Here is a 17,147-nt window from a genome sequence, read left to right on the forward strand (position 1 = left end):
AGTGGCCCCGTGAAAAGCCCTTCGGGCTTGTCAGTCCACCGTCGTACCCTGGAATCGCGAGGCCGCCCTCAGCCGTGCGGCCGTGACGAGGAGGAACCGCAGGCCTACAGCGCCGGCCCATGACTCAGACACCCACAGCTCACACCTCCGCGCAGGAGCGGGCGAGAGCACAGTTCACCGTCCCCGCCCAGCACCCGATGGTCACCGTACTGGGATCCGGCGACTCCCTGCTGCGCGTGATCGAGAAGGCCTTCCCGGGGGCCGACATACACGTCCGGGGCAATGAGATCAACGCGGTCGGCGATCCCGCCGATGTCGCCCTGATCTCGCGCGTGTTCGACGAGATGATGCTGGTGCTCCGCACCGGGCAGCCGATGACGGAGGACGCAGTGGAACGCTCGATCGCCATGCTCAAGGCGAGCGAGAACGGGACGAGCGACGGGGCGGAGACCCCGGCGCAGGTGCTGACGCAGAACATCCTGTCCTCTCGCGGCCGTACGATCCGCCCCAAGACCCTCAACCAGAAGCGCTACGTCGACGCGATCGACAAGCACACCATCGTGTTCGGCATAGGGCCCGCTGGTACCGGCAAGACCTACCTGGCCATGGCCAAGGCCGTGCAGGCCCTGCAGTCCAAGCAGGTCAACCGGATCATCCTGACCCGCCCGGCGGTGGAGGCGGGCGAGCGGCTCGGCTTCCTGCCCGGCACGCTCTACGAGAAGATCGACCCCTACCTGCGCCCGCTGTACGACGCGCTGCACGACATGCTCGACCCGGATTCCATTCCGCGGCTGATGGCCGCCGGGACCATCGAGGTCGCGCCGCTCGCCTACATGCGCGGACGCACGCTCAACGACGCCTTCATCATCCTGGACGAGGCCCAGAACACGAGCCCCGAGCAGATGAAGATGTTCCTCACCCGCCTCGGCTTCGACTCGAAGATCGTGATCACGGGCGACGTGACCCAGGTCGACCTGCCGAACGGCACCAAGTCCGGTCTGCGGCAGGTGCAGGAGATCCTGGAGGGCGTCGAGGACGTCCACTTCTCGTGGTTGTCTTCCCACGATGTCGTCCGGCACAAGCTGGTGGGCCGTATCGTCGACGCGTACGAGTTGTACGACAGCAAGCACGGCACCGAGAACGGCACCCACAAGGGCGGCCATGGCAAGACCGGTGCCAAGGGCACCAAGGGGAAGTAGATCAGTACGGCCATGTCGATCGACGTCAACAACGAGTCCGGCACCGAGGTAGACGAGCAGGCGGTCCTGGACATCGCCCGCTACGCGCTCGCTCGGATGCGCATCCACCCGCTCTCCGAACTGTCGGTGATCGTCGTGGACGCCGACGCCATGGAGCAGCTGCACATCCAGTGGATGGACCTTCCGGGTCCGACCGATGTCATGTCCTTCCCGATGGACGAGCTGCGCCCGCCCACGAAGGACGACGACGAGCTCCCGCAGGGGCTCCTCGGCGACATCGTGCTGTGCCCGGAGGTCGCCGCCAAGCAGGGCGCCGAGGCGCCGACGCAGCACTCCATGGACGAGGAGCTCCAGCTGCTCACCGTCCATGGTGTGCTGCACCTGCTGGGGTACGACCACGAGGAGCCCGACGAGAAGGCGGAGATGTTCGGGCTCCAGGCCGCCATCGTGGACGGGTGGCGGGCCGAGCGCGGGCTGACCGGGCCGTCGCCGGCGCCGACCGTCTCGTAAGCGAAACGGTCCTCCCATGAGTCCGCAGATCGTCCTCGGCGCGATCGCGCTCGTCGTCGTCGCCTGGCTCGCCGCCTGTGCGGAGGCGGGCATCGCACGCGTGTCCAGCTTCCGCGCCGAGGAGGCCGTGAAGTCCGGCCGCCGGGGCAGCGCCAAGCTCGCCCAGGTCGCGGCCGACCCCACGCGCTATCTCAACGTGGCCCTGCTGGTCCGCGTCGCCTGCGAGATGGCCGCGGCGGCCCTGGTCACCTACGCCTGCCTGCAGGAGTTCGCGGCCACCTGGCAGGCGCTGCTGGTCGCCATCGGCGTCATGGTCCTGGTGTCGTACGTCGCCGTCGGCGTCTCCCCGCGCACCATCGGCCGCCAGCACCCGCTCAACACCGCGACGGTGGCGGCGTACGTGCTGCTGCCGCTCGCCCGGGTGATGGGCCCGATCCCGTCGCTGCTGATCCTCATCGGCAACGCGCTGACGCCCGGCAAGGGCTTCCGTCGCGGGCCGTTCGCCTCCGAGGCGGAGCTGCGCGCGCTGGTGGACCTCGCCGAGAAGGAGTCGCTGATCGAGGACGAGGAGCGCCGCATGGTGCACTCGATCTTCGAGCTGGGCGACACCCTCGTCCGCGAGGTCATGGTGCCCCGCACCGACCTCGTCACCATCGAGCGCTTCAAGACCATCCGCCAGGCCCTCACCCTCGCCCTGCGCTCCGGGTTCTCCCGCATACCGGTGACCGGGGAGAGCGAGGACGACGTCGTCGGGATCGTGTATCTGAAGGACCTGGTCCGCAAGACGCACATCAACCGTGACGCGGAGGGCGACCTGGTCTCCACGGCCATGCGCCCCGCCGTGTTCGTGCCCGACACCAAGAACGCCGGCGACCTGCTGCGCGAGATGCAGAAGGAACGCAACCACGTCGCCGTCGTCATCGACGAGTACGGCGGCACCGCCGGGATCGTCACCATCGAGGACATCCTGGAGGAGATCGTCGGCGAGATCACCGATGAGTACGACCAGGAACTCCCGCCCGTCCAGCGCCTTGGCGACGACCGCTGCCGGGTCACCGCCCGCCTGGACATCACCGACCTCGGCGAGCTGTACGGCCTGGACGAGTTCGACGACGAGGACGTGGAGACCGTCGGCGGACTCCTCGCCAAGGCCCTCGGCCGGGTGCCGATCGCCGGCGCGTCGGCCGAGGTCGAACTGCCCGACGGCCGCAGGCTGAAGCTGACGGCGGAGGCCGCGTCCGGCCGCCGGAACAAGATCGTGACCGTGCTGGTGGAGCCGGTACCCGCGCCGGCCGCGGAGGAGACGAAGCCGGAGTGACCCCCGAGAAACTGCGCGCCTTCTGCCTGTCCTTCAACGCGGCCGTGGAGGACTTCCCGTTCAGCCCGGAGGTCTCGGTCTTCAAGGTGCTGGGCAAGATGTTCGCCCTGAGCTGGCTGGACGCGCGGCCCCTGACGGTCAACCTCAAGTGCGACCCGGAGGACGCGGTCCGGCTGCGGGGCGAGCACGAAGGGCTGATCATCCCCGGGTACCACATGAACAAACGGCACTGGAACACCGTGACCGTGGACGGCGGGCTCCCCGACCGGCTCGTGAAGGAGCTGATCGAGGACTCGTACGACCTCGTCGTCGCGGGGCTGCCGAGGGCGGAGCGGCTGCGGCTGGACCGGCCGTAGGCCGTTGGTGAACGACGCTGCGCGCGGCCGTGTTGTGCACACGGCCGCGCGCAGCGGGTCGTTCAGGCCCTGGAGTCGGCTCCGCGCAGGCCCAGGGCGACCAGGACCGCGGCGGCGAGGACGAGTGCCGCGTCCAGGGCGAGGACCGTGTGGACGCCGGTCAGCAGGTTGCCGGAGGTGGTGGCCAGCACGCCCAGCAGCGGGATGCCGACCGTGAGGCCGACCTGCTGGGTGGAGGTCACCAGGCCCGTGGCCAGGCCCTGTTCCTCGTCCGGGACGCCGGAGGTGACGGTCAGGCCGTACGAGATGATCGCGCCCAGGTGGCACATGCTGGCCAGGGACACGGCAGCCGTGGCGAGCCAGACCGACCAGTTGTGGGTGTTCAGCGGCAGCAGCGCCCCCACCAGCACGCCCTGTCCGGCCAGCGAGCCCACCAGGGTGCGGCGGGCGCCGAAGCGGCCGATGGCCTTCGGGGCGAGCGTGCCCGCGACCGCCGAGAGCACGCCCTGGACGCCGAAGACCAGACCGGTCTCGAACGCCGACAGATGCAGGATCTCCTGGAGGTACAGGGTCAGCACGAAGACCACCGTCGACATCATCGAGAAGGTGACCAGGCCGCCCAGGTTGCCCCACGCCACCGTGCGGCGGCGCAGCATGGGCAGCGAGACCAGGGGGGCCTGCGTGCGGGATTCGATCACCGTGAACGCGGTCAGCAGGGCGAGGCCGGCGATCAGGGCCGTGATGACGTCGGGGCGGCCGAAACCGTGGTCGGCGGCCGTGGACAGGGCGTAGATCAGCGACAGCAGGCCGGTGGTGACGGTGACCGCGCCGGGCACGTCCAGGCGCGGGCGGTCCGGGGTGCGGGACTCCGGCAGCAGGCCCGGCGCCAGCGGCAGCACGATCAGCGCGAACACGGTGAGCAGGGCCATCGTGGAGCGCCAGCCGAGCGCGTCGGTGAGCCCACCGCCCGCGACCATGCCGACGGTGAAGCCCAGCGACAGCAGCGTGCCCGAGATGCCGAGGGCGCGGTCGCGGGCCGGCCCCTCCGGGAACGTGGTGGTCAGCAGGGACATGCCCGTCGGAACGATCGCCGCCGCCGCGAGGCCCTGCAGGGCGCGCCCGGCGAGGAACGCCGCCGGATCCCAGGCCAGGGTCGCCAGCAGCGAGGCCGCGCCGAACAGGCCCAGGCCGGCGAGGAACAGCCTGCGGCGGCCGTACAGGTCGCCGATCCGGCCGAACAGGAGCAGGAAGCCGCCGGACGGGAGCGCGAACGCCGTGACCGCCCACTGCAGGGCGGAGCGGCTCATGCCGAGGTCGGTGCCGAGGTCGGGCAGCGCCACGTTCAGGACGGAGAAGTCCAGGGCGACCATGAACTGGGCCGCGCACAGGACGAAGAGGACGAGTTTGTCGCGCGTCGACAGCCGGGGGGCGCCGAGCGGTTCGCCTACAGGGGTGGTGGGTCGGGTGGTGGTGTCGATCGCCATGGAACGAGCTTCGGGCCCGCGGAATACGGGTGGGGAGTCGGAACTTATGGTGGTGGTGGCACCACCAGACGCGACGGGGGAGGAGCGGGTACGTGCCTGCTGCGGAGGCGATGAAGAACCACCGGCGGAACGAGCTGCGCGAGTTCCTGATGAGCCGGCGGGCCCGGGTCAGTCCCGAGGATGCCGGACTGCCGGTCGGCGGCGGCCGGCGCCGTACGCCCGGGCTGCGCCGCGAGGAGGTCGCCGTGCTCGCCGGGGTGGGCGCCTCCTGGTACCAGTGGCTGGAGCAGGGGCGGGACATCTCCGTCTCCCCGCAGGTCCTCGACTCCGTCGCCCGGGTGCTGCGGCTGAGCAACGCCGAGCGGCGGCACCTGTACCTGCTCGCCGGGCTGAACCCGCCCGCGCCCGAAGTGGCGCCCGAGAAGCGGGACATGTGCGACGGGCTGCGGCGGCTGATCGACACCTGGATGCCGTATCCGGCGCACATCATGGACCGGTACTACAACTGCGTGATGTACAACGAGGCCGCCGCGCTGGTGCTCGGCATGCGGCCCGGCATCACCCAGAACTGTCTCATCGACTTCTTCACCGATCCGCTGTACCGGTCGCGGAGCAGGAGCTGGGAGCGGAACGCGCGTACGGTCGTCGCTCAGTTCCGGGCCGCCTGTGCCGCCCGGCCGGACGACGAGGGGTACCGGGCGGTGCTCGCCGAGGTGAGCGAGGCGAGCCCGGAGTTCCTGGCGCTGTGGGCCGAGCAGGGCATCGAGGACGCCGGACAGGTCCGCAAGGAGCTGCACCATCCTGTGGTCGGGCTGCTGGCGGTGGAGTCGACGGTGCTGACGGTGCCCGCCCGGCCCGATCTGTCGATCGTGCTGCACACCCCGCTGGACGAGGCGAACACCGCCGCGAAGCTGGAGTGGCTGGCCTCCCCGGAGGGCAGGCGCGGAACGATGTACCCCGTGGCGGGGTGAGCGGCCCGTGTCTCCGTATGCTCGGGGCATGACCGAGAGCAACGCGCTTGACCCCGAGGACCGCAAGATCGTGACCCTGGCCCGCTCGGCACGGGCCCGCAACGGCGTGCCCGAGGGGGCGGCCGTACGGGACGAGACCGGGCGTACGTATGTCGCCGGGTCGGTGCAGCTTGAGCATCTTCAGCTGACCGCGCTGCAGACCGCCGTGGCCATGGCGGTGGCGTCGGGGGCGCAGTCGCTGGAGGCGGCGGCCGTGGTGAGTGAGGCGGCGGAGGTCGCTGCCGGGGACCGGGCCGCTGTGGCCGACCTCGGTGGCGCCGAGACGCCGGTGCTGCTCGCCGGGCCCGACGGAGCCGTGAAGCTGACGGTCCCGGCGGGCGCCGCGGAGTAGTCCGGATTTCATCCTTGCCGTCGCCTGCCTCTCGCGCATCAATGGAGCCGTAAGTTCCGACGACCCGTCAGATCCGCACCGCCGCCGCAGCGTGCCGCACCCACCTGCTCAGGCCTGCCGTTCGTCGGCGCACCTTCCGACCATCCCCACATGGCATCCTCACAGGGAAGGGAAGCGGATCCCCATGAGAGGCAAGCGCACGGCAACAAGTGCGGCGTTAGCGGCCGGGGCCCTCGCGGCCGTCGGGCTCGCCTTCGCGCCCACCGCGGTCGCCGTCACCCCACAGTCGGCGACCATCAACGCGAACTGCGGTATCTACGGCGGCGGAGCGGCCACGCTCACCGCCACCCAGAGCGGCACCTCGGCCACCATCACCATCAAGTCCTCCGCCATCACCGTGCCGATCGCGGTGTCGCGGGACTCGGTCTCGTCCGCCCTCACCCTCGTGAAGGGGAGCGGCGGTACGAGTGTCTTCAGCGGCAGGAAGAACCCGGCCATGGCCGCGGGTTCCACCGTCACCGTCGGTCCGCTCAGCGGCACCGTGGCCTCCGGTGACCGCCTGGAGGCGTACGGCGGCTCGCTGAAGATGACCGTCTTCGGGATCACCATCACCTGCACGGCGACCGCCAAGCAGTCGCCCGGCCCGTTCGTCTTCAGCTGAGCCATGACCAACCCGGTGAACTGAGCGATCTGTTCCGGATGCCGCAGAATCTGATGATCCGTCAGATTTCTGCGGCATCTCCATTGACTTCTCACCCCTGCTCCACATCAATGCCCCCTGTCGGCGCAGACGAGCCGCTGCGCCCGCAACCCTCAGGAGGGGGCCCATGGGTCCGACACCCCACAGATCCCGACGGTGGCGCTGGGCGTCACTGTTCGGGGCGACCGCGCTCGCGGTCACCGCGGGCGGCGCGCTGGCCGTTCCGGCCGGTGCCGCCGGCACGAACGTGGACTTCGCCACGCACTGCATCCCGCCCGCCGTCGCCGGCATCCCGCCGATCGACGGCACCACCACCGCCAGTGTGTCGGTGGACAAGACCAGTCCGAAGGTCGGCGACACGGTCAACGTGACCTACACGGTGGTCACGGCCGCCGCCAGCAACCCCACCGACCTGGCCCTGCCGGCCGACATCATGACCCCGACCGGCAAGGTCACCCTCGGTGGCGCCCAGACCGGTGGCGTCACCGTCGCCGGACCGAAGAAGAACCCCCCGGTGCCGGGGAAGGCGGCCTTCCCGTCCTTCTCCATGACCGGGTCGTTCACCGTCACCAAGGCCGGCCAGATCACCCTCTCGCCGGGCGACTACAACATCCACACCAGCTACATCATGGAGCTGGACACCCCGTGCACGGTCATCAACCCGCCCGCACCGGCGTCGGAGACCATCACGGCGAGCGACGGCACACCGGCCAACACCCGTGCCATCTCGCTCGGTTCGGCCTCCGGTGACCCGGGCGCCAGTGTCGCCGTCAGCGGCAGCAACTTCACGCCGGGCGCCACCGTCACCCTGGCCGGGCGGTCCGGGGGCAACCAGACCGCGGACACCGCCACCGTGACCGCGAACGCCCAGGGCTCCTTCAGCGGTTCGCTGGTCGTCAAGGACAAGACGACGACCGGGATCGTGGCGTACGAGGGCGCCTCCTGGAACGCGGACAAGGGCGCGGGCCCCGCGGCCTACGTCGTCAACGACAACACGCCCGTCCCGCCCGGCAGCCAGAAGCTGACCACCACGGTCAAGGCGGGAACGCTGTCCATGTCCCAGGCCGGGGACGCCGTCGCGCTGTCGGCGGTCGACTTCGGCAAGGGCGGGGCCTCGACCGGGTCCCTGCAGACGGTGACCGTCAAGGACTTCCGTGGCGGGCCCGCGGGCTGGTCCCTGACCGGCAAGGTCACCGACTTCACCGGCCCCGGCGCCAAGATCGATGCCGGGAAGCTGAGCTGGACCCCGGCCTGCGCGACCAAGCCGGGCAGCCCCAGCACCTGCAAGGCCGGTTCGGCGGGCACGGTGGGCACCTCGGGAGCGACCCTCGCGTCGACCTCCGACGCCACGCTCACCGGCGGTGAGTTCACCGTCGACGCCGGACTCTCCCTGGACGTACCGGCGTTCACGCCTCCGGGCTCGTACTCCGGCGTGCTCACGCTGACGCTCACCTGAGCGTGCGGGCGTCCGCACCCGCCCGTTCCCCTGTCTTCCGTCCGTGGGGGTCCGCACTCATGCGCAAGCTGTACGTCGTCCTCCTGGGCCTCCTGCTGGCATGGCAGGCCACGCCCGCGCACGCCGCCGACAACGGCAGCTGGTCCGTGTACCCGCTCGCCTCGAAGGTCGCCGCGCGGCCGTACTTCTACCTCTCCGCCGACCCCGGCCAGACCCTCACCGACAAGGTCGCCGTCCAGAACAAGACCGGGCGTCCGCTCACCTTCCGGCTCTACGCGGCCGACGCCTACAACACCGCCCGCGACGGCGGGTTCGCGGTACGCACCCTGAAGGAGCGGATGCTAGGGGTGGGTGCGTGGGCGCGGATCGCGAAGACGCGGGTCACCGTGCCCGGGCACAGGACCGTCACCGTGCCCTTCACCCTGCGCGTGCCCCAGGGCGCCGAACCCGGCGACCACCCGGGCGCGATCGTCGCCCTCGACGAGCGGATCGACCCCGGCAGCGGTTCACTGGCGCTCGGCGTGCAGCGGGCCGTCGGCGCCCGTGTCTACCTCCGGGTCAGCGGACCCGCACTCCCCGCGCTCTCCGTCGGACAGGTGCGCATCAGCCACCACCAGCCGCTCGTGCCGGGCCTCGGCGACAGTACGGCGACCGTCTCCTACACCCTGCACAACACCGGGAACGTCACCCTCGACCCGAAGGTGGAGCTGAAGGCGCGCGGGCTGTTCGGCCGTACGCTGCTCGACCGGGACCTCACCCGAGTCCCCTCCGAGCTGCTGCCCGGCCAGCGGGTCCGGCTCACCGAACGCTGGTCCGGGGCACCCCAGCTGGACCGGGGCCGCGTCACGCTGACCGCGAGCGCCCAGGGCACCCGCGACTCCGCGGGCGCGTCCTTCCTCGCCCTGCCCTGGCTGCTGACCTCGCTGGTCCTCGGCGCGGGCGCGGTGGGCGGGGTGCTGCTGGTCAGAGCGCGTCGGGGCCGCGCTCGCCGGTCCGTACCCGTACGACCGTCTCGACGGGGACGGACCACACCTTCCCGTCCCCGATCTTCCCCGTCTGCGCGGCCCTGACCACCGCGTCGATCACGTCGTCGGCGACCGCGTCCTCGACCACGACCTCGATCCGCGCCTTCGGCACCAGGTCGACCCGGTACTCGGCCCCCCGGTACACCTCCGTGTGGCCGCGCTGACGGCCGTAGCCGCTCGCCTCGGTCACGGTCAGCCCGTGCACACCCAGCTCCTGCAGGGCGGTCTTGACCGCGTCGAGGCGGTACGGCTTGACGATCGCGGTGATGAGCTTCATCTGATTCCTCCGTGGATACTCCGCCCTTCAGGGCGGACCGCAGTGCTCTGATCCGCAGGTTTGATCTTTACCGATTGCCAGCCTAGTTTGTGAGGATGACCACTCGCGTGAAGCGGGCGTTCAAGTACCGCTTCTATCCGACCGATGCGCAGGCAGCGGAGCTGTCGCGCACGTTCGGATGCGTGCGCAAGGTCTACAACATGGCGCTCGCGGCCCGCACCGAGGCGTGGGCGCGTCAGGAGCGGATCAACTACAACGCCACCTCGGCGATGCTGACCGCGTGGAAGAAGACCGAGGAACTCGCGTTCCTGGGCGACGTGTCGTCGGTCCCGCTCCAGCAGTGCCTTCGGCATCTGCAAGGGGCTTTCGTCGCTTTCTGGGAGAAGCGGGCGAAGTATCCGCGGTTCAAGTCCCGGAAGAGGTCGCGGAGGTCCGCCGAGTACACCACCAGCGGTTTCCGCTTCCGGGACGGCAAGCTGACGCTGGCGAAGATGAGCGAGCCGCTGGACATCGTGTGGTCGCGTGCCCTGCCAAAGGGCGCGGCCCCGTCGACGGTGACCGTGTCCCAGGACAGTGCGGGGCGCTGGTTCGTGTCCCTGCTGTGCGAGGACCCGTCCGTCACGCCGCTCCCGGCCGCGGGCGCGGCGATCGGCGTCGATGTCGGCCTGGACCACCTGCTGACCCTGTCCACCGGCGAGAAGATCGCCAACCCGAGGCACGAGCGCCGCGACCGCGCCCGCCTCGCCAAGGCTCAGCGGGAGCTTGCCCGCAAGGCCAAGGGCGACGGCACCAACCGGGCCAAGGCCCGGCACAAGGTCGCGAAGATCCATGCCCGGATCGCCGACCGGCGCCGCGACGGCCTGCACAAGCTGACCACTCGTCTCGTTCGTGAAAACCAAACGATCGTGATCGAGGACCTGACCGTGCGGAACATGGTCAGGAACCGGAGCCTGGCCCGCGCCATCTCGGACGCGGCATGGAGCGAGTTCCGGAGCATGCTGGAGTACAAGGCCGCCTGGTACGGGCGGGAAGTGATCGCGGTCGACCGCTTCTTCCCCTCCTCCAGGCTGTGCTCCCACTGTGGCACCCTGCAAGAGAAGATGCCGCTGAACGTGCGCACGTGGACGTGCGACTGCGGCACCACGCACGACCGCGACGTGAACGCGGCACGCAACCTCAAGGCCGCCGGGCTGGCGGTGTCGGCCTGTGGAGCCGGTGTAAGACCTCAACGGAGCACTCCGGGCGGGCAGTCGGCGACGAAGCAGGAACCCCCACGGCGCGAGCCGTAGGAATCCCCCTCGTTCACGAGGGGGAGGAAGTCAAGCCTGGGTGACCTTCTGGGCGCGCGGGCGCTGGGGACGGAGTGGCAGACCGGGGCGCCGTGGCCCAGGACGCCGTTGGCGCGCACCGTAAGGTCCAGGCCGGTGTGCTCCTGCTCCTCGCTCGCCCGGAAGCCCAGCGCCTTGTCGAGCAGCTTGCCGAGGCCGTACGTCACCGCGAAGGCGTACACGGCCACGACCACCACGACCACCACGGCGACCAGCTGCTTGCCGAGCGGGGCGAGTCCGCCGCCGTAGAAGAGGCCCTCCGTGCCGCCGGTCATCGCCTTCTCGGCGAGCAGGCCGATCGGCAATGCCGATGACGGGGTTGTGGTGCTCTGTTACGTTCGGTGACTACGATTCCGTGACGTTTCATTGCCTGAGGGTTACGAACCCTCACGGTGCGGCCGGGCCTCGTGGATCAGGGACAATGAACGGCATGAGCGTTCGTACCCAGTCATCCGAAGAGCCGGCCGAGACCGCCCACCGCGCCGGCTTCGCCTGCTTCGTGGGCCGTCCCAACGCGGGCAAGTCCACCCTCACGAACGCTCTGGTCGGGCAGAAGGTGGCGATCACCGCGGACCAGCCGCAGACGACGCGGCACACGGTGCGTGGCATCGTGCACCGGCCCGACGCCCAGCTGATCCTGGTGGACACCCCGGGGCTCCACAAGCCGCGCACCCTGCTCGGTGAGCGGCTCAACGATGTCGTACGGACGACGTGGGCCGAGGTCGACGTGATCGGCTTCTGCCTTCCCGCGATCGAGAAGATCGGCCCCGGCGACCGCTTCATCGCCAAGGAGCTGGCCGGGATCCGGAAGACCCCGAAGGTCGCCATCGTCACCAAGACCGACCTGGTCGACTCCAAGACCCTCGCCGAGCAGCTGATCGCGATCGACCAGCTGGGCAAGGAGCTGGGCTTCGAGTGGGCGGAGATCGTGCCGGTGTCGGCGGTCGGCGACAAGCAGGTGGGCCTGCTGGCCGACCTGATCGTCCCGCTGCTGCCGGAGGGCCCGGCCCTCTACCCCGAGGGTGACCTCACGGACGAGCCCGAGCAGGTCATGATCGCGGAGCTCATCCGCGAGGCGGCGCTGGAGGGTGTGCGCGACGAGCTGCCGCACTCCATCGCGGTGGTCGTGGAGGAGATGCTCCCGCGCGAGGACCGCCCGGCGGACCGGCCGTTGCTGGACATCCACGCCAACGTCTACATCGAGCGCCCCAGCCAGAAGGGCATCATCATCGGCCCCAAGGGCAAGCGCCTGAAGGAGGTCGGCATCAAGTCCCGCAAGCACATCGAAGCGCTGCTGGGTACGCCGGTGTTCCTGGACCTCCATGTCAAGGTCGCGAAGGACTGGCAGCGGGACCCGAAGCAGCTGCGCAGGCTGGGCTTCTGAGTCCTCTTTGCCATCAAGCCCAGCGCGCACATCGAGGCGCTGCTGGGCACGCCGGCCGCGCGGCGGTAGCCGCACGTTGATGCAGCCTGGACCTCCATGTCAAGGTCGCGAAGGACTGGCAGCGGGACCCGAAGCAGCTGCGCAGGCTGGGCTTCTGAGTCCTCTCTCCCGCCATAGGTCGGGGGAGAGGGCGGGATCAAGTCCAGCGCGCACATCGGGACCCGAAGCAGCTGCGCAGGCTGGGCTTCTGATGCACTGGGGCTCTGCCCCGGACCCGGTCAGGGCCGGCTCGGTGACAGGTCCTGGAGGCCCACCACGCGCAGCAGTTGGAGCCGTTCGTGGGACTCCGTGCCCGGGCGGGCGGTGTGGATGATGAGCAGGTGGTGCTGGGCGTCGTTGAGGAGGACCGCGCAGTCCAGCTCCAGGAGGCCCACCAACGGGTGCTGGAAGCGTTTCGTCGACGCGCGGCGCACCGCCACCTCGTGCTCGTCCCACAGCTGGGCGAACTCCTCACTCACCGCCCGCAGTTCGGCCACCAGCGCCGCCGGTTCCGGGTCCGAGGGGCGGGCCGCCGCCACCGCCCGCAGGTTGGCCACGTGCTGGCGCGCGTGCTCCGCCCGGTCCTCCGGCGGGAACAGCTCGCGGGCGGTCGGGTCCAGGAAGTAGCGGCGGACCAGGTTGCGGTCCCGCGGCGGGCGGGCGGACGCGTCGCCCGTCAGCGCCCTCGCCAGCGCGTTCTGGGCCAGGACGTCCCCACAGTCCGTCACCACCTGTGCGGGAGTGTCGTGCAGCCGGTCCAGGACCAGGAGCAGCCCGGGGCCGACATGCCCCGACGCCGCCGTACGGCGCGGTGGCTCCTCGCCCGCCAGGTGGAAGAGGTGGTCGCGCTCGTCGTCGGTCAGGCGCAGCGCCCTCGCCAGGGCCGTCAGCATCTGGCGGGACGGGCGCGGGCCCCGGGACTGCTCCAGGCGCGTGTAGTAGTCGGCGGACATGCCGGCCAGGGACGCCACCTCCTCCCGGCGCAGCCCGGGCGTACGGCGGCGGGCGCCCGCCGTGAGGCCCACGTCGGAGGGTTCCAGGCGGGCGCGGCCACGGCGCAGGAAGTCGGCGAGTTCGGCTCGGTTCACGCCTCAAGACTGGCCGAGTCCGCCCGGCTTATCCAGGGAGTGCCAATCCCCCGATCAGGAGGTCTCTCCCGCCGGGCCCGGATCGCGCCGAAGCTGGAGGCACCCCAGAGGAACGGATCATCGGAGGAGCACATCATGCTGACACTCGTCACCGGCACCACCGGCCAGGTCGGCCGCGCGTTCGTCACCCGCCTGCTGGCGCAGGCCCGCCCCGGAGAGCAGGTGCGCATCCTGGTGCGGGACGAGAGCCGCGGGGCCGCCCTCGCCGACCTCGGCGCACAGGTCGCCGTCGGTGACCTCCGCGACAGTGAGGCCCTCGGCAAGGCGCTCGCCGGAGCCGACGCCGTGGTCAACCTCGCCGCCGCCTTCCGGGGCGTGCCGGACGAGGAGATGCGGGCCGTCAACCGTGACGCCGCCGTGGAGCTGGGGCGAGCCGCCGTGGCCTCCGGTGCACGGCGTTTCGTGCAGGTCAGCACCAACCTCGTCTACGGCGAGGGGCGTGCCCGCCCGCACGACGAGGACGACGCGAGCGTCCCGGGCGGGCCGCTGTGGGGCGCCTACCCGGAGTCGAAGGCCGAGGCCGAGTGGGAGTTGCTGGCGCTCGACGGCCTCGACGTGCGCGTCGGCCGCCTCGCCTTCGTCTACGGCGAGGGCGACCCGCACCTCGCCCAGTCCCTGCGCTGGCTCGCGCACTGGCCCGCCGCCAAGCGCTTCCACCTGGTCCACGTGGCCGACGTCGCCCAGGGACTCATGCGTCTGCTGTACGCCCCCGGTGCCGACGGCCGCGTCTACAACATCGCCGACGACGCCCCCGTCACCGCCCTGGACGTCCACCGACTTCTCGGCGTCGACCTCCCGGCGGAGGCCCACACCCGCGTGGACGAGGACCCCTGGCACGGCATCGTCTCCACCGACCGCATCCGGCGCGAGCTGGGCTTCCGCCCGCAGTACCCCACGATCTGGACCGCCCGGGACGCCGGAGCCCTCTGACCCCGCCCGCGGCCCCGCCTCAGTCCACTCCCCGGATCCGGCCCACCAGCCCCGCCCCCGCCAGCCCGATCACCGCCGCCACCAGGTACAGCACCCGGTAGCCGCCCAGGTAGGTGACGATCGGTGCGGCCAGGGCGGGTGCCGCGACCTGGGGCAGGGCGTTGGCCACGTTGATGACGCCGAGGTCCTTGCCCCGGTCCCCGGCCTTCGGCAGGACGTCCGTCATCAGCGCGAAGTCGACCGACGTGAACACGCCGAAGCCGATGCCGAGGAGCGCCGCCGCCACGATCGCGCCCGGCCAGGTCTGCCACCCCGACAGCGCCGCCGTCGCCACCGCCATCAGCGCACCCGACCAGAGCACGAACGGCTTGCGCCGGCCCACCCGGTCCGACCAGACGCCCCCGACGACGACCGTCGCGAGCAGCGTCAGCCCGTTCACCGCCGTCAGGATCAGCACGCCCTGGTCGGGGTCGTGGTAGTGGATGCGGTCCCGCAGGTAGTAGAGGAGGTAGAGCAGGACGAGCGAGTTGCTCAGGTTGATCAGGAACCGGGTCAGCCATGCCCAGCCCAGGTCCGGGTAGCGGCGCGGGCTGAGCCAGAAGCCCGCGAGAAAGCCCCGCCAGGACCAGGACGGCCGTGCCTCGGGCGGCAGCCGCAGGTCCTCGTGGCGCAGGACGTACGGCAGCACGCCCACCGCCGTGAACACCGCGCACGCGACGTACCCGGCCCCGACCCCGCCCGCCGCGGTCGCAAGCCCCGTCCCGCCGACCACCCCGAGGATCTGTGCCGCCCCCAACCAACCGCCCACAGCGCCCCGTTGGAGCCGCGGCACGCGGTCCGGCACCGCCGCCGTCACCGCCGCGAAGGCCGCGTTCAGCGTCAGCTGGACCAGGCACCAGCCCGCCGCCATCGTCCACACCCCGCCCGCGCCCGCGAGCAGCAGCAGCGAGAGCGCGCCACCCGCCGTCCCGGCCACGATCCATGGCGTACGGCGGCCCCGGCGGGAGGTCGTGCGGTCGGACAGCGCGCCGAAGACCGGGTTCGCCACCAGCGACACCACCGCGCCGGCCCCCGTCACCCAGGCCAGCATCGTCTCCTTCGACATCCCGGAGCCGGGCGCGAAGTCCTTGGCCTGGGAGGCGAGCAGGATCTGCAGCGGTCCGAACCAGCCCACCCATATCGCCCCGTTGGCCAGCGACAGGGCCGCCGTCCAGCCCCGGCCGACCGGTTCGACGGGCTCGGCGAGGGCGAGGGCCGGGCCCGTCGGGCGGGTCGTGGTCATCTCTGCGCCCGCAGCACGTCCCGGAACCAGTGGTACGAGGCCTTCGGGGTGCGCTGCTGGGTCGCGTAGTCGACGTGCACGAGGCCGAAGCGGCGCGCGTAGCCCTCCGCCCACTCCCAGTTGTCCATCAGGGACCAGACGAAGTAGCCGCGCACGTCCACACCCGCCTGCGAGGCCGCCTGCAGGGCGCGGATGTGGGCGTCCAGGTAGGCGATGCGGTCCTGGTCGTCGACGCCCTCGTACGAGCAGCCGTTCTCGGTGATGACGATCGGCGGGAGCCGGTCGCCGTAGCGGTCGCGGAAGCCGGTCAGCAGCTCGGTCAGCCCCTCCGGGACGATGGGCCAGCCGAAGTCGGTGACCGGGCGCCCCTCGATCTCCTGGACGGAGAAGGGGAGTTCGGCCGGCATGGTGATCCCGCCGAACTCGGTCTCCGTGCCCTTCGGGGCGCCCACCCTGGTCGGTGCGTAGTAGTTGACGCCGTAGAAGTCGACCGGCTCGGCGATGACCTTCAGGTCCCCGGCCACATCGCCCGGCATCAGCTCGCCGATGCCCTCCGGGTAAGCGCCCAGGAGGATCGGCTCGACGAACGTCCGGTTCAGCAGGACGTCGTAGAAGTCCGCCGCCTCCACGTCGGCCTGCTCCTTCGAGGCGGCCCAGGTCGGCCCGTGGGAGTTGGCGATGCCGATGTCCGTCGCCCCGGCCGCGCGCAGGGCCCGTACGGCCAGGCCGTGGGCGAGGAGCTGGTGGTGGGCGACGGGGAGGGCGTCGAACAGGAGCTGTTTGCCGGGCGCGTGGATGCCCAGCGCGTGTCCCAGCAGGGTGTGTTCGGCGGGCTCGTTGAGCGTGATCCACTTGTGCACGCGGTCGCCCAGCCGTTCGGCCACCACCGACACGTACGCGGCGAACCGGGCCGCGGTGTCCCGGTCCAGCCAGTCCAGCGCCGCCGGCAGGTCCCAGTGGTAGAGGGTGGGCACGGGCCGTACGCCTGCCGCGCACAGCTCGTCCACCAGGCGGTCGTAGAAGTCGAGGCCGCCGGGGGAGTTCACCCGGGGCCAGGAGATCGAGAAGCGGTAGGCGTCCACGCCGAGCTCGGCGAGGAGGGCCACGTCCTCCGGGTGGCGGTGGTAGTGGTCGCAGGTCACCGCCGCCGTCGAGCCGTCCTTCACCCGCCCCGGCCCGGCCGTGAACGCGTCCCACACGGACGCCTCGCGTTCGCCGACGGCGCCCTCGATCTGGTGTGCCGAGGTCGAGACGCCCCACAGGAAGCCGGCCGGGAAGCGGGGGATCTGATTGCCTGCATCAGTCGCCATGCGCGGGATCATCTTTACCGGCGGTAACAGAAGTCAACG

17 protein-coding genes and 1 pseudogene are annotated in these 17,147 nt (G+C 71.0%); 12 read left to right on the plus strand and 6 right to left on the minus strand.

Features of this window, described 5'->3' with window-relative positions; translation table 11 throughout:
- Positions 1–119 precede the first annotated feature (119 nt).
- The 4 genes from ACWD35_RS30340 to ACWD35_RS30355 are packed head-to-tail and all read left to right on the plus strand — an operon-like array spanning position 120 to position 3,383.
- Complete coding sequence (locus tag ACWD35_RS30340) at positions 120–1,199, plus strand: PhoH family protein (protein WP_451354510.1); 1,080 nt, start codon at positions 120–122, stop codon at positions 1,197–1,199.
- A 12-nt stretch (positions 1,200–1,211) separates the two neighbouring features.
- Entirely contained in the window at positions 1,212–1,709 is a 498-nt protein-coding gene (gene ybeY / locus ACWD35_RS30345) for an rRNA maturation RNase YbeY (RefSeq protein ID WP_451354511.1), read from the plus strand.
- A gap of 16 nt (positions 1,710–1,725) precedes the next feature.
- Entirely contained in the window at positions 1,726–3,027 is a 1,302-nt protein-coding gene (locus ACWD35_RS30350; RefSeq protein WP_451354512.1) for a hemolysin family protein, read from the plus strand.
- Positions 3,024–3,383, plus strand: a complete 360-nt coding sequence (locus ACWD35_RS30355) for an MmcQ/YjbR family DNA-binding protein (RefSeq protein ID WP_451354513.1) — start codon at positions 3,024–3,026, stop codon at positions 3,381–3,383. The genes ACWD35_RS30350 and ACWD35_RS30355 overlap by 4 nt, the downstream gene beginning before the upstream one ends.
- Positions 3,384–3,445: 62 nt before the next feature.
- Here the strand turns inward: ACWD35_RS30355 and ACWD35_RS30360 are convergent, their stop codons facing one another.
- Positions 3,446–4,867: an MFS transporter gene (locus tag ACWD35_RS30360; RefSeq protein ID WP_451354514.1), complete on the minus strand. Its 1,422-nt coding sequence runs from the start codon at positions 4,865–4,867 to the stop codon at positions 3,446–3,448.
- Positions 4,868–4,977: 110 nt separating this feature from the next.
- Here ACWD35_RS30360 and ACWD35_RS30365 point away from each other — a divergent pair, with 110 nt between their 5' ends.
- From ACWD35_RS30365 to ACWD35_RS30385, 5 genes are all read left to right on the plus strand, one after another.
- Positions 4,978–5,838, plus strand: a complete 861-nt coding sequence (locus ACWD35_RS30365) for a helix-turn-helix transcriptional regulator (protein WP_451354556.1) — start codon at positions 4,978–4,980, stop codon at positions 5,836–5,838.
- A 28-nt stretch (positions 5,839–5,866) separates the two neighbouring features.
- Complete coding sequence (locus ACWD35_RS30370) at positions 5,867–6,229, plus strand: cytidine deaminase (protein ID WP_451354515.1); 363 nt, start codon at positions 5,867–5,869, stop codon at positions 6,227–6,229.
- Positions 6,230–6,413: 184 nt separating this feature from the next.
- Positions 6,414–6,890 carry a hypothetical protein gene (locus ACWD35_RS30375; RefSeq protein WP_451354516.1) on the plus strand — a complete coding sequence of 159 codons (477 nt, stop codon included), beginning with the start codon at positions 6,414–6,416 and terminating at the stop codon, positions 6,888–6,890.
- 166 nt (positions 6,891–7,056) lie between these two features.
- The gene (locus ACWD35_RS30380; RefSeq protein ID WP_451354517.1) at positions 7,057–8,385 is read left to right on the plus strand and encodes a beta-xylosidase; all 1,329 of its coding nucleotides are present in this window, start codon (positions 7,057–7,059) and stop codon (positions 8,383–8,385) included.
- A 59-nt stretch (positions 8,386–8,444) separates the two neighbouring features.
- Entirely contained in the window at positions 8,445–9,455 is a 1,011-nt protein-coding gene (locus ACWD35_RS30385) for a WxL protein peptidoglycan domain-containing protein (protein WP_451354518.1), read from the plus strand.
- Here the strand turns inward: ACWD35_RS30385 and ACWD35_RS30390 are convergent.
- Positions 9,349–9,687, minus strand: coding sequence for a P-II family nitrogen regulator (locus tag ACWD35_RS30390; protein ID WP_225836951.1), 339 nt, complete (start codon positions 9,685–9,687; stop codon positions 9,349–9,351). The genes ACWD35_RS30385 and ACWD35_RS30390 overlap by 107 nt on opposite strands.
- A 95-nt stretch (positions 9,688–9,782) precedes the next feature.
- Here ACWD35_RS30390 and ACWD35_RS30395 point away from each other — a divergent pair, with 95 nt between their 5' ends.
- The gene (locus ACWD35_RS30395; RefSeq protein WP_451354519.1) at positions 9,783–10,976 is read left to right on the plus strand and encodes an RNA-guided endonuclease InsQ/TnpB family protein; all 1,194 of its coding nucleotides are present in this window, start codon (positions 9,783–9,785) and stop codon (positions 10,974–10,976) included.
- A gap of 59 nt (positions 10,977–11,035) precedes the next feature.
- Here the strand turns inward: ACWD35_RS30395 and ACWD35_RS30400 are convergent.
- Positions 11,036–11,320: pseudogene (locus ACWD35_RS30400) on the minus strand (ammonium transporter); the annotation flags it as partial.
- Positions 11,321–11,445: 125 nt separating this feature from the next.
- On the opposite strand from ACWD35_RS30400, the gene era reads away from it, so the two are divergent.
- Positions 11,446–12,399: a GTPase Era gene (era, locus tag ACWD35_RS30405; RefSeq protein WP_451354520.1), complete on the plus strand. Its 954-nt coding sequence runs from the start codon at positions 11,446–11,448 to the stop codon at positions 12,397–12,399.
- A gap of 278 nt (positions 12,400–12,677) precedes the next feature.
- Here the strand turns inward: era and ACWD35_RS30410 are convergent, their stop codons facing one another.
- Entirely contained in the window at positions 12,678–13,526 is an 849-nt protein-coding gene (locus tag ACWD35_RS30410) for a helix-turn-helix transcriptional regulator (protein WP_451354521.1), read from the minus strand.
- A gap of 135 nt (positions 13,527–13,661) precedes the next feature.
- Between ACWD35_RS30410 and ACWD35_RS30415 the strand changes: the two genes are divergently transcribed.
- The gene (locus tag ACWD35_RS30415; protein WP_451354522.1) at positions 13,662–14,516 is read left to right on the plus strand and encodes an NAD-dependent epimerase/dehydratase family protein; all 855 of its coding nucleotides are present in this window, start codon (positions 13,662–13,664) and stop codon (positions 14,514–14,516) included.
- Positions 14,517–14,535: 19 nt separating this feature from the next.
- Here ACWD35_RS30415 and ACWD35_RS30420 read toward each other — a convergent pair whose 3' ends face one another.
- Entirely contained in the window at positions 14,536–15,798 is a 1,263-nt protein-coding gene (locus tag ACWD35_RS30420; RefSeq protein ID WP_451354523.1) for an MFS transporter, read from the minus strand.
- Positions 15,795–17,108, minus strand: coding sequence for a GH1 family beta-glucosidase (locus ACWD35_RS30425; protein WP_451354524.1), 1,314 nt, complete (start codon positions 17,106–17,108; stop codon positions 15,795–15,797). The genes ACWD35_RS30420 and ACWD35_RS30425 overlap by 4 nt, the downstream gene beginning before the upstream one ends.
- Positions 17,109–17,147: the final 39 nt, after the last annotated feature.

This window comes from Streptomyces sp. NPDC002671 (genome assembly GCF_053592475.1).

Coding starts and splice junctions, on each gene's coding strand:
- ACWD35_RS30395 (WP_451354519.1), top strand. CDS start 9,783: ATGACCACTCGCGTGAAGCGGGCGTTCAAGTACCGCTTCTATCCGACC.
- ACWD35_RS30365 (WP_451354556.1), top strand. CDS start 4,978: ATGAAGAACCACCGGCGGAACGAGCTGCGCGAGTTCCTGATGAGCCGG.
- ACWD35_RS30380 (WP_451354517.1), top strand. CDS start 7,057: ATGGGTCCGACACCCCACAGATCCCGACGGTGGCGCTGGGCGTCACTG.
- ACWD35_RS30425 (WP_451354524.1), bottom strand. CDS start 17,108: ATGGCGACTGATGCAGGCAATCAGATCCCCCGCTTCCCGGCCGGCTTC.
- ACWD35_RS30390 (WP_225836951.1), bottom strand. CDS start 9,687: ATGAAGCTCATCACCGCGATCGTCAAGCCGTACCGCCTCGACGCGGTC.
- ACWD35_RS30385 (WP_451354518.1), top strand. CDS start 8,445: ATGCGCAAGCTGTACGTCGTCCTCCTGGGCCTCCTGCTGGCATGGCAG.
- ACWD35_RS30350 (WP_451354512.1), top strand. CDS start 1,726: ATGAGTCCGCAGATCGTCCTCGGCGCGATCGCGCTCGTCGTCGTCGCC.
- era (WP_451354520.1), top strand. CDS start 11,446: ATGAGCGTTCGTACCCAGTCATCCGAAGAGCCGGCCGAGACCGCCCAC.
- ybeY (WP_451354511.1), top strand. CDS start 1,212: ATGTCGATCGACGTCAACAACGAGTCCGGCACCGAGGTAGACGAGCAG.
- ACWD35_RS30420 (WP_451354523.1), bottom strand. CDS start 15,798: ATGACCACGACCCGCCCGACGGGCCCGGCCCTCGCCCTCGCCGAGCCC.
- ACWD35_RS30375 (WP_451354516.1), top strand. CDS start 6,414: ATGAGAGGCAAGCGCACGGCAACAAGTGCGGCGTTAGCGGCCGGGGCC.
- ACWD35_RS30370 (WP_451354515.1), top strand. CDS start 5,867: ATGACCGAGAGCAACGCGCTTGACCCCGAGGACCGCAAGATCGTGACC.
- ACWD35_RS30415 (WP_451354522.1), top strand. CDS start 13,662: ATGCTGACACTCGTCACCGGCACCACCGGCCAGGTCGGCCGCGCGTTC.
- ACWD35_RS30340 (WP_451354510.1), top strand. CDS start 120: ATGACTCAGACACCCACAGCTCACACCTCCGCGCAGGAGCGGGCGAGA.
- ACWD35_RS30360 (WP_451354514.1), bottom strand. CDS start 4,867: ATGGCGATCGACACCACCACCCGACCCACCACCCCTGTAGGCGAACCG.